Annotated in this window: 14 protein-coding genes and 1 pseudogene; 9 read left to right on the forward strand and 6 right to left on the reverse strand. The window is 72.5% G+C overall.

The window, feature by feature from the left end:
• Nucleotides 1–464 precede the first annotated feature (464 nt).
• A pseudogene (locus ACIQ7D_RS14225) lies at nt 465–914 on the forward strand (hypothetical protein).
• A 163-nt stretch (nt 915–1,077) separates the two neighbouring features.
• Nucleotides 1,078–1,602, forward strand: coding sequence for a hypothetical protein (locus tag ACIQ7D_RS14230; protein ID WP_403937222.1), 525 nt, complete (start codon nt 1,078–1,080; stop codon nt 1,600–1,602).
• Between the two features lie 57 nt (nt 1,603–1,659).
• On the opposite strand, the gene ACIQ7D_RS14235 is transcribed toward ACIQ7D_RS14230, so the two are convergent.
• Together ACIQ7D_RS14235 and ACIQ7D_RS14240 are read right to left on the reverse strand one after the other, a co-directional pair.
• Nucleotides 1,660–2,862, reverse strand: coding sequence for a UDP-N-acetylglucosamine--N-acetylmuramyl-(pentapeptide) pyrophosphoryl-undecaprenol N-acetylglucosamine transferase (locus tag ACIQ7D_RS14235; protein ID WP_403937224.1), 1,203 nt, complete (start codon nt 2,860–2,862; stop codon nt 1,660–1,662).
• 169 nt (nt 2,863–3,031) lie between these two features.
• Nucleotides 3,032–3,346 carry a hypothetical protein gene (locus ACIQ7D_RS14240; RefSeq protein ID WP_403937226.1) on the reverse strand — a complete coding sequence of 105 codons (315 nt, stop codon included), beginning with the start codon at nt 3,344–3,346 and terminating at the stop codon, nt 3,032–3,034.
• A 176-nt stretch (nt 3,347–3,522) separates the two neighbouring features.
• On the opposite strand from ACIQ7D_RS14240, the gene ACIQ7D_RS14245 reads away from it, so the two are divergent.
• From ACIQ7D_RS14245 to ACIQ7D_RS14255, 3 genes are all read left to right on the forward strand, one after another.
• On the forward strand, nt 3,523–3,897 hold the full coding sequence (locus ACIQ7D_RS14245) for an SCO4225 family membrane protein (protein WP_403937228.1): 375 nt from the start codon (nt 3,523–3,525) through the stop codon (nt 3,895–3,897).
• Nucleotides 3,898–3,963: 66 nt separating this feature from the next.
• Nucleotides 3,964–4,725 carry a maleylpyruvate isomerase family mycothiol-dependent enzyme gene (locus ACIQ7D_RS14250; protein ID WP_403937231.1) on the forward strand — a complete coding sequence of 254 codons (762 nt, stop codon included), beginning with the start codon at nt 3,964–3,966 and terminating at the stop codon, nt 4,723–4,725.
• A gap of 67 nt (nt 4,726–4,792) precedes the next feature.
• Complete coding sequence (locus ACIQ7D_RS14255) at nt 4,793–5,065, forward strand: DUF6332 family protein (RefSeq protein ID WP_403937233.1); 273 nt, start codon at nt 4,793–4,795, stop codon at nt 5,063–5,065.
• Nucleotides 5,066–5,110: 45 nt separating this feature from the next.
• On the opposite strand, the gene ACIQ7D_RS14260 is transcribed toward ACIQ7D_RS14255, so the two are convergent.
• Nucleotides 5,111–5,914, reverse strand: a complete 804-nt coding sequence (locus tag ACIQ7D_RS14260) for an SDR family NAD(P)-dependent oxidoreductase (protein ID WP_403937235.1) — start codon at nt 5,912–5,914, stop codon at nt 5,111–5,113.
• An 86-nt stretch (nt 5,915–6,000) separates the two neighbouring features.
• Here ACIQ7D_RS14260 and ACIQ7D_RS14265 point away from each other — a divergent pair, with 86 nt between their 5' ends.
• Nucleotides 6,001–6,852 carry a helix-turn-helix transcriptional regulator gene (locus tag ACIQ7D_RS14265; protein WP_403937237.1) on the forward strand — a complete coding sequence of 284 codons (852 nt, stop codon included), beginning with the start codon at nt 6,001–6,003 and terminating at the stop codon, nt 6,850–6,852.
• A 149-nt stretch (nt 6,853–7,001) separates the two neighbouring features.
• Here the strand turns inward: ACIQ7D_RS14265 and ACIQ7D_RS14270 are convergent, their stop codons facing one another.
• The gene (locus ACIQ7D_RS14270) at nt 7,002–8,309 is read right to left on the reverse strand and encodes a geranylgeranyl reductase family protein (protein ID WP_403937239.1); all 1,308 of its coding nucleotides are present in this window, start codon (nt 8,307–8,309) and stop codon (nt 7,002–7,004) included.
• 169 nt (nt 8,310–8,478) lie between these two features.
• On the opposite strand from ACIQ7D_RS14270, the gene ACIQ7D_RS14275 reads away from it, so the two are divergent.
• The gene (locus ACIQ7D_RS14275) at nt 8,479–9,843 is read left to right on the forward strand and encodes a dipeptidase (RefSeq protein WP_403937241.1); all 1,365 of its coding nucleotides are present in this window, start codon (nt 8,479–8,481) and stop codon (nt 9,841–9,843) included.
• Between the two features lie 47 nt (nt 9,844–9,890).
• Here ACIQ7D_RS14275 and ACIQ7D_RS14280 read toward each other — a convergent pair whose 3' ends face one another.
• Complete coding sequence (locus ACIQ7D_RS14280; RefSeq protein ID WP_403937242.1) at nt 9,891–10,928, reverse strand: NUDIX domain-containing protein; 1,038 nt, start codon at nt 10,926–10,928, stop codon at nt 9,891–9,893.
• Nucleotides 10,929–11,661: 733 nt separating this feature from the next.
• Between ACIQ7D_RS14280 and ACIQ7D_RS14285 the strand changes: the two genes are divergently transcribed.
• Both ACIQ7D_RS14285 and ACIQ7D_RS14290 read left to right on the forward strand, forming a co-directional pair.
• Entirely contained in the window at nt 11,662–11,841 is a 180-nt protein-coding gene (locus tag ACIQ7D_RS14285; protein ID WP_403937244.1) for a hypothetical protein, read from the forward strand.
• A gap of 50 nt (nt 11,842–11,891) precedes the next feature.
• Nucleotides 11,892–12,281: a hypothetical protein gene (locus ACIQ7D_RS14290; protein ID WP_403937246.1), complete on the forward strand. Its 390-nt coding sequence runs from the start codon at nt 11,892–11,894 to the stop codon at nt 12,279–12,281.
• A gap of 51 nt (nt 12,282–12,332) precedes the next feature.
• Here the strand turns inward: ACIQ7D_RS14290 and ACIQ7D_RS14295 are convergent, their stop codons facing one another.
• Nucleotides 12,333–13,292: an ROK family protein gene (locus ACIQ7D_RS14295; protein WP_403937247.1), complete on the reverse strand. Its 960-nt coding sequence runs from the start codon at nt 13,290–13,292 to the stop codon at nt 12,333–12,335.
• Between the last annotated feature and the right edge of the window lie 156 nt (nt 13,293–13,448).

A 13,448-nucleotide genomic window follows, 5' to 3' on the forward strand; every position in this document is an offset into this window, starting at 1 on the left:
CCGAGGGGGGAGCATCGCGGGCCGGCCTTCCTCCCGGTCCTTCTCGGCGATCTCCGGGTCCGCCGCTGCTTTGAGCAGCCATCTGGTGATGGCCGCCGACCGTGCCCGGCCTCGCATGATGCGGGCCGGGGTCACCGGACCGCCTCCAGTCCGGGGCGCGGCGCGGACTGCACGGGACAGGCGAGGAGTTGAGCGATGCGCGTGGCCTACTCTTCCTCGTGGCCCGGCTCACCGACCTCGTACCCGTACGACGTGACGTACCGGTCGGGGTGGGCGATGATTTCGTCCGTGCCGTGCAGGAGGTTGGTCACGTGCACGCGGTGCTCGGCGTCGTTCTCAGCGACGGTGAGCCCGAATTTCCGCAAATGACCGGCGAGTTTTCGCAAGCCGTTGGTATTCACACATTGACGGTCTCAGTACGGGAGTTCCTGCGGGATATGACAACCTATGACACGAAGTCGATCATGCGAGTGGCGATCACCGGAACACGTTCCACCGGGCATCGCAGCCTCACCGAATACGCGGGGCTCTTCGCCCAATACCTCGGCCCCTTCGCCCCTGCTACCTCGCACTTCTTCACCGGGGGCGCGAAGGGAATCGACTCCCTGTCCCTGCTATGGCTCGCCGGAAACACCGGCGCGGCACTGACCGTGGTCGTGCCTGGCACACTCGATCAGCAGCCCGCCGAAGCCCGCCAGGCGATCACGCGAACACGCGACCGGATCACCGAAGTTGTCGAACTGGGCGCCGAATAATTGCATATCGCGGCCTACTTCGCCCGGAACCGGTGGATGGTCGACCGCACCCGTATGACCATCGGATTTCCGCTGGAGGGCGCGCCTCCTTCGGGTACATGGCAAACCCTCGACTACACGGCAGATCAAGGAAAACCCCGCCTGATCGTGCCCGTGTAGCCGCTTTCTGCGTCACTATGGCGGAATGGACAGCAGAGCAACGGGGGCCGTTGCGCTGAAACGGCTACGGCGACGGCGCGGGCTCTCTCTCGCAGACATGGCGCGGGCACTCACCAGATACGCGGAAGACCTGCGCCTCCCACGCCTGCCCGCAGTGGCAAGCGTGCAACGATCGGTGGCCCGCTGGGAGTCGGCGGCCACCGTGCCGGACGAGCGGTACCAACTTCTCCTGGCACACCTGTACGTGCGCACCCCGTCCGGGGATCTGGCCGCCGCCGCCGGAAGCGACCTCGCCGAGTTCCTGGACGCGCTCGGGCAGCTCGGCGAGAGCGCCGACCGGATCGCCGAGCTGCGCACCACGCTGATCCGAACCGCGACCGATGGCGCCGTACTGAACGCCGCGGTGGCCCACGACCACTTCGCCCGGTCGGCGGCAGCACTCACGGCGCCGCGCGAGCAGGTACAGCGGGCGATCGTCGCCATGGACCAGGCGCTGGCCCGGATCCGGATGAACGACCCTCGCGCGGCGGCCGAGCTGCTGCACGACTGCATCACCGCCGCCACCTCGGCCGGCGGCAGAGTCCCGGCAATCCGGCTCCGCCGGGCCCGGCAGGAACTGCGGCCGTGGCGGCGTGAGGACTTCGTGGCCGACCTCGATGATCACCTCATGGACATCGTCGACACATGATGCTCCAGCCTTGAAGGCCAGGCAGGAGGGGCGCACCGTAGCCCGCCCGCGCGGGTACTATCGCTCCGCCAGCCCGACGTTCAGCAGCAGGTCAACCAGCCTGGCCGCCGCGTCAGGGAGCCCCTGGGCGGCTGCTCGTTCGGCCATCTGCTCACGGCGCTGCGGGGAGGTGATGAGCGGTTCCAGTGCCCGGCGCAACTCCTCGGGGGTCGCCCGTTCCCTCGTCAGTGCGGTGGCCGCCCCGGCTTGCTGGAGGTGGAGGGCGTTGTGCTCCTGCTCGTTGCCGGCCGACGATGCCAGCGGGATCAGGACGGCCGGTTTGCCCAGTGCGGTCAGTTCGGCGATGGTGCCGGCGCCGCTGCGGGAGATCACGACATCGGCCAGGGCCAGGACGTCGGGCAGTTCCGGCCCGACGAAGTCGCTCACCCAGTACCGGCCGCGCAGCCCGTCCGGGAGCGTTTCGGCGAACTGGCGCGACTGCTCCAGCGTCGTCGCTCCGCACTGGTGGATCACATTGGCGGCCGTCAGCAGCCACGGCAGGATACTGCGGACCAGGCCGTTGATCTGCGCGCTGCCCTGCGCTCCTCCTGTCACGTACACGCAGGGCAAGGCGCTGTCGAAGGCGGACAGTCCGAGCGAAGCCACGGCCTGCTTGGGCTCTCCTGTGAAGACCGCCGGGCGTACGGGGTTGCCGGTCACCACCGTTGAGGCGGCCACGCTTTCCGACAGCAGTTTCATCGAGGACTCGGAGGAGACCGCGACGGCCGTTGCGAAGCGCGACAGGATGCGGTTCGCCAGCCCGAGGCGCACGGTCTGCTCGTGCACCACGAGCGGAGTCCTCGTCATGCGGGCCGCGAGCCCCACCGGTACGGCGACGTAGCCGCCCGTCGACAGGATGACGTCGGCCTTGTAGTCGGCGGCGATCAAGCGGGCCTCCGCGACACCCTTCGGTACACGGCCCATGTCCCGCACGTTTTCCCGGTTGATCATGGCCAGCGGGTTGGAGGAGCGGCGCAGCTTGCCCGTGGGCACCGTCTTGAAGGGGATCCCCTCTGCCGACGCCACGCGCGCTTCGAGCCCTTCCGCCGTGCCCACCCACAGGACATCGAGAGACGATCCGTGAGAGGCCAGCCGGGTCTGCAACTCGCGAACCGCGGTGAGCGCGGGGTAGGTGTGGCCACCTGTTCCCCCGCCCGTCACGATGAGCCGGAACGGTCGGTGCAGGGAAGCCAGACGGCTGGAAAGGTCGTCGCTGTTCACTGGAGGAAGGCATCCGATCGTGAGGTCTTGGCCTACGCCAACAACCGACGGGCTACGAACCTTGCGGACGATATCAGGCGTTCTCGCCTCAGTGAGCGGCCGTCAGAGGGCGACCGCTCACTGCCCATCTGGCGTTGGCGCGAGGTGGGTTGGTGACTACCGGCCCGTCTTACCGGAGGTGCCGCTGAGCGCCGGTCAAGATGGTCTCGACACAGGACGCGAAGGCCGCCTCGTTCTGTCCCCAGGGGTCGGGGACGTCTTCGTCACCGAGGTACAACGCGACCTTCCCGGCGGTGTGTTCGCCAGCGAGGTTCCGGAGCGCTGCCAGATTCGCCTTGTCCATGGCCAGGACGGTGTCCGCCCACTCCATCAGCTCGGGGCTGACCTGGACCTCGTCCAGTTTCAGCTCGATGCGGTCAACTCCCCTGCCCAGCTTCTGTACCTCCTGGTAAGTCTGGGTGGCTGAGCCGCTCGCCCTGACCACGGTGGCGCTGCTCGCCGGCGCGGCGGCCCTCATCGCCTACGCGGTCCGCGACGCCTCGGCGAACGGCCCGGCGGAGCGCGCCCACGAAGGATGAGTAGGCGTACTCAGGCACAGCCGTTCGATCTCCCCCACCCTGGAAGGAGACGCAAGGGCACTCCGCTTCAAGGAAAAGAGCCATGAACTCCAGGGAGAACATGATGAATTCAGAACGGCTGACCGGCCTCGCACGGCTCGCCTTCAAGAACCGCGCCTCCCAGGTCTATCTCGCTCTCGTCGCCGCGGTGACGGGTTTCGTCACGGTCGACACGCTCTTCGTGCACCACGACGACGCCTCGTTGGCCGGGGTGTGGCTGTTCGCCCTCGCGGCACCGACCGTCTTCGTCTTCCTCATCGGCGGCGGGGCCGTCGGGGCGGACTTCGCCGCCTCCGCCGGGTTCCTCTACCCGGCGCTGATCGTCTCCGTCCTCGTCCAGGCGGTCGCGACAGGCGCGTTCGTACGGCTGCTGCGCCACCGGCCGAGCAGCGCGACCGGGCACCCCCGCGAGGCGTGACGCCCGCCGACCGGCCGCGCGTTATATCGGCGGCCCAGGGCGGCCGCCGCTGGCACAATGCCCGGCATGGAGACAGCGGAGCACATCCGCGGGCTGGCCCGCGAAGGACGTGTCCTGGCCGATGCCGCCGCCCAGGCCGGCCCCGACGCGGAGGTGCCCGTCTGCCCCGGCTGGCGGGTCCGTGACGTCCTGCGGCACACCGGCAGTGTGCACCGCTGGGCGACGGCCTACGTCGCGGAGGGCGGCACCGTCCGGGTCCCCCTCCCCGCCGCGCCGGACCTCGACGGGGACGCGCTCGTCGACTGGTTCCGTACGGGACACGACCAGTTGGTGACCGCGCTCGGCGCGGCCCCCGCCGATCTGCGCTGCTGGTCCTTCTTCCCCGCCCCGAGCCCGCTCGCCTTCTGGGCGCGGCGCCAGGCGCACGAGACGGCCGTCCACCGCGCGGACGCCGAGTCCGCGCTCGGCCGGGACTTCTCCCCCGTGGACGCCGCGTTCGCGGTGGACGGCATCGACGAACTGCTCGGCCACTTCCACGCGCGCGACCGCAGCCGGGTCCGCTCCGAGGTGGAGCGGGTGCTGCGCGTACGGACCACCGACACGCACGACGTCTGGACGGTACGGATCACCACGGAGCCGGCACGCACCGCCCGCGGGAAGGCCACCGACCTGGACGAGGGCGGCGAACACCCGGCCCCGGACTGCGAGTTGAGCGGCCGCGCCGAACAGCTCTGGCTGACCCTGTGGAACCGGCTCCCGCTGGACGCCGTGACCGCCACCGGCGACACGTCCCTCGCCCGGCTGTGGCGCGAGACCTCCGCCGTCTGACGCCAACACGCGCGCCCCCGGGGCTCCTTCCTTGCACGGAGGCGGGCCCCTCGGTCAGACTCGGGCCATGGGGACACGGAGCGGGGCCGAACGGGACGCCATCACCGTCGAGATCGCCTTCGCGGTCCTGACGGGTGCTTTCGCGGGGGCGCTGGTCTTCGGGCTCGTCGCCGGTACGGCGTGGTACCTGGAGCTGCCCGGTGCCGTCCCGCGGATCGGCGCCGTCGCCGGCTGTCTCGCCTTCATCGCCCGTGTCGTCCAGGTCCTGTGGCACTTCACCCCGGGCACCCCGGCCGAGACCGCCCCGCCCGGCCCGGCCGACGGCGGCGCGCGCACCTGAGCCGCGAAGACCGGCCCTCTCCTCTCCGCCCCGCCCGGTGCCGCCCTAAACCGCCTGCATGCCGCCGTCGACCGGGAGGACCGTGCCGGTCACGTAGGAGGCACGGTCGCTGAGAAGCCAGGCGGCGGCCTGGGCGATCTCGTCGGGGCCGGCCGCGCGGCGCAGCGGGGTGTGCGCGTTGAGCCGGTCGATGATGCCGGGTGAACGGTCGTCCCAGGCGCGCATCATCTCCGTCAGTGTGGTGCCCGGGGCGATGGCGTTGACGCGGATGCCCTCAGGACCGTACGTGACGGCGGCCGACTCCGTGAGGCTGTTGACCGCCCGCTTCATCGCACCGTAGGCGGGCAGTGCGGGGTTGCCGCTCAGACTGCCGACGGACGAGTTGTTGACGATGGCCCCGGTGCCCGCGGTGGAGCGGATGGCGGCGACCTGGGCGGCCATGGCCGCCCAGGGGCCCCTGAGGTTCACGGTGTAGATGTGGTCGAGGTCGGCCTCGGTCACCTGGTCCATCGGGCCGGGCGGCACATTGGTCGCGGCGTTGTTGAAGGCGATGTCGAGCCGGCCGTACAGGTCCACGGCGCGGTCCACGGCGGCTCGCACGCTCGCCGCGTCGGCCAGATCGCACACCGCGTACCCGGCGGCGCCGCCCGCCGCCCGGATCTCCTCGGTGACGGCCTTGAGCTGGTCCTCCGTACGGGCCGCCAGGAGCACGCGGGCGCCTTCCCGGGCGAAGAGCCGGGCCGCGGCGGCGCCGATACCGCGGCCGGCGCCGGTGATGAAGGCGACCTTGCCGGCCAGCAGGCCCGTGGCGGCGGGGACGGAGGTGTCGTTGGTCTGTGCGTTGTCCATGGCCATCAGCCTGCCCCCGGCCGGGGAGCGGATCCAGGCATCGGCGGTACCTGGCTCAGCGGTACGGCGCCCCGCACACTGGGGGTATGGACAGACACCAGCTGGCCGGCTTCCTGCGCAGCCGGCGGGAGCGGATCACCCCCGCGGACGTGGGGCTGCCCGCCGGGCCGCGCCGACGCACCCCGGGGCTGCGCCGCGAGGAGGTGGCGCACCTGGCGTTCATCTCGACCGAGTACTACACACGCCTGGAACAGGCCCGCGGACCGCGGCCGTCGCGCGAGGTGCTGGCCGGGCTGGCCCGGGCCCTGCGCCTGCCGGACGCCGAGCGCGCCCACCTCCACCATCTCGCCGGCGCCCCGCCCGGACCGCCCGCGGGGCCCTCGCGTGAAGTGCGCCCGAGCATTCTCGACCTGCTGAACCGGCTGCCGCACACCGCGGCGATCGTGCTGTCCGCGACCTACGAGGTGATCGCCTGGAACGACCTGGCCGCCGCCCTCCTGGAGGACTTCTCCCCGCTGCCCCGGCAGGAGCGCAACCTCGTGCGCCGTGCGTTCCTGGCACAGCCCGCGCGGCCTGCGCTGCTGTACGACCCGTTCGAGGCGGAGGAGTTCGCCCGCGCCGCGGCCCGGCGCCTGCGCGCCGCCGCCGCCCGCTACCCCGACGACCCCGAGGTGGCCACGCTGGTACGTGATCTCCTCACCGGCAGCGCGGAGTTCGCCCGGCTGTGGGACTCCCATGACGTCCGCGCCGAGCCCACCCTGCGCAAGACCGTGAACAACCCGCTGCTCGGCCCCATCACCGTCAACTGCGACCTCCTCGACATCACCGACCGCGACCAGCAGGTCGTGATCTACACGGCCGAGCCCGGCTCTCCCGCCGAGGAGGCGCTCCGGCTGCTGTCGGTGATCGGCACCCAGCGCATGGACGTGCCCGGCTGAGCGGGCGAGTGGCCGGCCGCGCCGAGGCGTTCGGCCCGGCCCTCGTGCGTGCCACGGGCGCCGCGCGGCTCACCCCCGCGCGGCGGTCACTCCCGTACACCGTCGCCCGCAGGCCCGTTACCCCGCAGGCCGGGCACCCCATACGCCCGTCACTCCCGCGCGCCGGCCTCCGGAACCCCCGTCGGGTCGCTCGGCGCCGGAGCGCCCTCCTCGCGCGCGGCCGGCCCCGGCTGATCGGCCGTCTGCCGGCGGTCCAGCACGTCCAGCGCGCGCCGGGCCAGCGGACGCGTCCGTACGATGCCCGCCAGGGTCGTCGAACCCCGGGTGATGTCCGCGAACGCGTTCCACGCCGGCCGCAGCCCCGTGATCGCCGCGTGCAGCACGCCCGGCCTGCGCTCGAAGATCCCCAGCATCCGCCGCCCGACACCCATCTCCACGCCGAGGCCCGCCTTGATGGCGAAGGCGTAGTTCAGCGCCTGGCGGCGGGCGTCCACGGCGTCGTGTGCCTCGGAGATCCGTACCGCCCACTCCCCCGCGAGCCGCCCGGACCGCAGCGCGAAGGAGATGCCCTCCCTCGTCCACGGCTCCAGCAGCCCGGCCGCGTCGCCGCAGACCAGCACCCGGCCCCGGGACAACGGCGAGTCCTCGCTGCGGCAGCGGGTGAGATGGCCGGAGGAGACCGACGGTTCGAACCCGGCGAGCCCCAGCCGGGCGATGAAGTCCTCCAGATAGCGCTTGGTGGCGGCCCCCTCGCCGCGCGCCGAGATCACCCCCACGGTGAGGGTGTCGCCCTTGGGGAAGACCCAGCCGTAACTCCCGGGCAGCGGGCCCCAGTCGATGAGCACCCGGCCCGCCCAGTCCTCCGCGACCGTGGGCGGCACCGGGATCTCCGCCTCCAGGCCCAGGTCGACCTGGTCCATCTTCACGCCCACGTGGGCGCCTATCCGGCTGGCGCTGCCGTCGGCGCCGACCACGGTGCGCGCCAGCACCGTCTCACCGTCCGCCAGGACGACCGCGACCGTACGGCGGTCGGGCACGGCCGGGCCGTGCTGCTCGACGCGCGAGACGGTCACGCCGGTCCGCAGGACCGCCCCGGCCTTCTGGGCGTGCTCCACCAGACCCGCGTCGAACTCCGGGCGGTTGATGAGCCCGAAGAGCATGCGCTTGGAGCGGCGGGTGCGGGTCAGCTTCCCGTTCAGGGAAAACGTCACTGCGTGCACGCGCTCCTTGAACGGCAGCTCGAAGCCGGGCGGCAGCGAGTCCCGCGAGGGCCCGATGATCCCGCCCCCGCAGGTCTTGTAGCGCGGCAACTCGGCCTTCTCCAACAGCAGCACCCGACGGCCGGCGACCGCCGCCGCGTACGCCGCGGAGGCTCCCGCCGGTCCTGCGCCGACCACGACGACATCCCACACCGGCTCGTCGTGCACGCTTCCGGCGTCTGCGTTCTCGCTGCTCACGATGTGCTTCTGCTCCTGATCCGACCGGTGGCCCCTGCTGTCGAACGGCATCCTACGGCGCTGGCGCGCCCGGCCCGTTGTGGGAGGATCGACAAGTCCCCCCGACGTCGCCGACACGGCCCTACATCCATTCGTCCTTCACAACGATGTACCCACCAGGAGCGTGCCCATGACCGCGAATCCGATTGCCGGGACCGTGGCGTCCCTCATGCCCCGTGCCCGTACGGAGCTCGCGGAGCTGGTGGCCTTCCGCTCGGTGGCGGACCCCGCGGTCTTCCCGAAGAGCGAGTGCGAGGGCGCCGCGGCATGGGTGGCCGGCGCGCTGCGGGGCGAGGGGTTCCAGGATGTCGCGGTCCTCGAAACTCCCGACGGGACCCAGTCCGTGTACGGTCTGCTCCCCGGCCCCGAGGACGCGCCGACGGTGCTGCTCTACGCGCACTACGACGTCCAGCCGCTGGGCGACGAGGACGCCTGGCTGACCCCGCCGTTCGAGCTGACCAAGCGCGCCGGACGCTGGTACGGGCGCGGCGCCGCCGACTGCAAGGGCGGCGTGCTGATGCATCTGCTCGCCCTGCGCGCGCTGAAGGCCAACGGCGGCGTGCCGGTGAACGTCAAGGTGATCGTGGAAGGTTCGGAGGAACAGGGCACCGGCGGTCTGGAGCGGTACTCCGAGGAGCACCCCGAGCTGCTGGCCGCCGACGCGATCGTCATCGGTGACGCCGGGAACTTCCGGGTCGGACTGCCCACGGTCACCGCCACGCTGCGCGGCATGACACTGGTGCGCGTACGGATCGACACGCTCGAAGGCAACCTGCACTCGGGACAGTTCGGCGGCGCGGCGCCCGACGCGCTCGCCGCGCTCGTCCGGGTCCTGGACTCGCTGCGCGCCGAGGACGGGTCCACCACGGTGGACGGCCTGGCCGCCGACGCGGTCTGGGAGGGGCTGGAGTACCCGGAGGCCGACTTCCGTAAGGACGCCAAGGTCCTCGACGGTGTCGCTCTGATCGGGCACGGCTCGGTCGCCGACCGGATCTGGGCGCGGCCCGCCGTGACCGTCCTCGGCATCGACTGCCCGCCGGTCGTCGGTGCCACGCCGTCCGTCCAGGCCCACGCGCGGGCCACGGTCAGCCTGCGGGTACCGCCGGGGCAGGACGCCGTGGCGGCCACCGAGCTGCTGACGGCGCACCTGGAGGCCCGTACGCCCTGGGGCGCGCGGGTCTCGGTGGAACAGGTCGGCCAGGGGCAGGCGTTCCGCGCGGACACCTCCTCCCCGGCGTACGCGGCGATGGCCGACGCCCTGCGGATCGCGTACCCGGGTCAGGACATGCAGATCGCGGGCCAGGGCGGGTCCATCCCGCTCTGCAACACCCTCGCCGGGCTCTACCCGGAGGCGGAGATCCTGCTGATCGGGCTGAGCGAGCCGGAGGCCCAGATCCACGCGGTGAACGAGAGCGTCTCCCCCGAGGAGCTGGAGCGCCTCTCCGTGGCCGAGGCGCACTTCCTGGTCAACTACGCCGCCTCCCGGCGCGCCTGAGCGACACCGGGGCTCACGCGACGCGGCGGGCGCGGGGCCGCGGAGTCTCAGCCGACCGGGGCCCCGTCCTCCAGGTTGAGCACCGTCCCGCGCTCCCGCGCGCGCAGCGCCCAACGCAGCCGCGCGCGGCGAACGGGCGGGAGCAGCCGCGCCGCCTCCTCCTCGTCGACGAAGCGCCAGGCCCGTAGCTCGGGGCCGGGCAGCAGCAGCCGTCCGGCCTCCTCGGCGGGCAGCCTGCCACCGTCGAAGAGCAGCCGCAGCCCTCCGTACCCCGGGGGGCGCGGCGGCTCCCAGTCGACCACCAACAGCTTGGGCACCTCGGTGAGTTCGATGCCTATCTCCTCGGCGACCTCCCGTATCCCGGCGCGGGCGGGCGCCTCGCCGCGCTCGACCACGCCGCCGGGGAACTCCCAGCCCGGCTTGTACGTGGGGTCGACGAGCAGCACCCGGTCCAGCTCGTCGAAGAGGAGCACCCCGGCCGCGACGGTCTCCGCGGTCGGTTCGGGGGTCTGGACGATCTCGCAGACTCCCGCCGCACCGTCGCGTACCGCCTCGGCCAGTGCCTCGGCCGTCTCCCGCGCCGTCAGCGCGGTGTTGTCGATGACGTGGGCGTCGCCGGTCAGCCAGCCCAGCGCCATCCGGTAGGGCTCGATGTGCTCGTAGGCCCAGCGTCGGTCGCGCTCGTTCGCCTCGGGATCGCCCGACGGGTCCTCGCGCGCCGCGATACGTCCGCGCAGTATCGTTTCGTCCGTGGCCAGCAGGACGTGCCGTACGGGAATGCGGCGCGCGGCCAGGCCGCCGAAGATCTCGTCCCGGTACTCCTGGCGCAGCAGGGTCATGGGGACGACGAGCGCCCCGCCCACCTCGGCCAGGAGAGCCGCCGCCGTGTCGACCACCAGTCGCCGCCAGATCGGCAGGTCCTGGACGTCACTCACCTCCGCGAGCTTCTTCTGCGGCAGCAGCCGCTCCAGTTCCCCGCCGATCAACTCGGGGTCGTAGAGCGTACAGTTCGGGATCAGGTCGATCAGTTCGCGTGCGGTACTGGTCTTGCCCGCTCCGAACGCACCGTTGATCCAAACGATCACGGTTCCCCCTCTTCCGTAGGGCCTGGGCGTGTCGCGAAAGCCCCCAGTGGACTGCCCGCAACACCCTGCCACGGAAACCCCGTGCGGGATCAGGGCGCCGCACCGGCCAACCGGCCGTGACCGAGCCGTGTCCTGATCGACACCGCGCCCGGGCCGGCGCCGGTGTCCGCGTGGGGCCCGGGCGCGCGGACACAGGCACCGGTGTCCGCGTGGGGGCGCCGGGCCGTAACGCCGTAACACAAACCCCTGGCGCGTCGTTGGAACCCTCGATGGCGCTGGACGAGTCATTCCGGAGTCCCGTCTGCGGGGAGGTGCCATGCACGCACATCCGCGGCGATGTCGGCGATGTCGGGGGAACCGACGCTCCCGCGTCGCTTCCCTCCTGCGCCTTGCGGCTGCGCTCGGCATCCGAAGGACCGTTCAATGCGCCGAGACGGAGCGGGTGCGGCGAGTGCGGTGCACCTGGCACCTCCGCGCCCGCCCCAAGGGGCGGACGACGCCACTTCCGAATGACTCGTCCAGGGTCTTTCGTTTGGGTCTGGCTGGATCAGGGAGCGGGCTCTGGTGCCGTGGATCGCAAGGCGGAGGAGAGAGGCGACGCGGGAGCGGATGGGGTCTCCCCTGGTCGAGCGAAGCCGAGACCTTGGGGATGACTGACGACAACGCCGCGAGGCGCGGTGCCAGGGCGTGCGAGCCCAGCCGGACCCACACGAGAGGCCCTAGGGGGTACGTGATGCGCCGTACGGTGCTGGAGAGGTTTCCCGCGGGCGGGCCGCGCGGGAGTTGGCCCGCGGAGGAGTTCGCGCGTGCGCGGCGGGACGAGGGGACGCCTGCCGAGGTGGTGATGGATCTCGACTCCGACGTCTTCCTGGTCGTCGTGCCGCAGCAGCAGACGGCCGACCCCGCCTCCTGAGACCCCCGGTGCCCCCGGCACCGCGAACCCTACGACATGGAGAGCCCGAGATGCCCAGAACACCGGCCGTGCTGGCCGACGCCCTGACCCTCGCCCTGTCCCTGGCCCTGGCGGCGGTCTCCGTACCGCTGACCGCCACTCCGGCGGCGGCGGACAGCAGCGCCTGCACCCATCACTTCTCGGGGCCGCAGATCTGCGTCCGGCTGGAGGGGCGCGGCGCCAGGAACTCCGTCACCGGGATCTGGACCAACCCGCCGGACGGTCTCGCCGCGCGGGAGGTGTCGCTGCTGCGCGACGGGCGGCTCGTGGACACGGCCATGGCCACCCGGTCGGGCAAGGCGCTGACGCACACCTGGCCGGCCGGGGACACCGGCAGCGGTACGGAGTTGTGCGTACGGTTCCGGGGCAGCCGGCGGGTGGCCTGCCAGACCACCCGCTGACCGGCGCGCCTTCGGTTCGTCGCCGGCCGTGCCGGACGCCGGCCCGCGCCGTCAGCCGCCCACCGGCGCCGCCGTGCCGTCGCGCTGCCCGAGCAGGGCGGCCGCCGCCGCGCCGACCAGGCCGGCGTCCCTCCCGGTCAGCGCCGGGGCCACCGTCAGCCGCCGGACGAACGAGAGCGTCGCGTACTCGCGCAGTGAGCGGCGCAGCGGGGCGAACAGGACCTCGCCCGCGCCCGCGACGCCGCCGCCGACGACCGCGATCCGGATCTCGGTGAGCGCGGCGGTGGCGGCGATACCGGCGGCCAGCGCGCGGGCGGCGCGTTCGAAGGAGGCGATGGCGACCGGGTGGCCGGCCCGCGCGGCGGCGGCCACGGCGGCGGCCGAGCGGTCGCCGTCGGGTCCGGGCAGCCAGCCGCCCTCCAGCGCCCTGCGGGCGATGTTGGGGCCGCTGGCGATCCGCTCCACGCAGCCGCGCGCGCCGCACGGGCAGAGGTCACCGTCCAGATCCACGCTGATGTGGCCGATGTGGCCCGCGTTGCCGGTGGGGCCGGGGTGGAGCTTTCCGCCCAGCACCAGCCCGCCGCCGACCCCGGTGGAGACCACCATGCACAGCGCGTCGTCGTACCCACGGGCGGCGCCCTGCCAGTGTTCCGCCGCGGTCATCGCGACACCGTCCCCGACCAGCTTCACCGGCAGCCCGCCGGTGGCCGCCCGCACCCGCTCGACCAGCGGGAACCCGCGCCAGCCCGCCACGTTGACCGGGCTGACCGTACCGGCGGAGGCGTCCACGGGGCCGGCGCTGCCGATGCCCACCGCGGTGGCCGTCGGCCAGAGCGGCGAGGCCGCCACCTCGGCCAGGACCTCCTCGACGGCGCGCATCACCGTCTCGCCGTCCTCGCGTGCCGGGGTCGGGCGCTGGGCCCGTACGAGGATTCTGCCGCTGCCGTCCACCAACGCCCCGGCGATCTTGGTGCCGCCGATGTCGAGTGCGGCGACGGAGTCGGTATGCATCGGTGTGGAATCTCCTGGAGATGAGGCGTCCTGGTGGGGACGGCGCGGAGCGGATACGGGTTCGCGGCTTCGACGAACAGTCTCCATTCCCCTGACAACGTTGTCCAGGGCCTATGCTCGTCCGCACGGCCCGGGCGGCGCACGCCGGCGATCCGG

This window comes from Streptomyces sp. NPDC096310 (assembly GCF_044763125.1).
GTDB lineage: Bacteria > Actinomycetota > Actinomycetes > Streptomycetales > Streptomycetaceae > Streptomyces.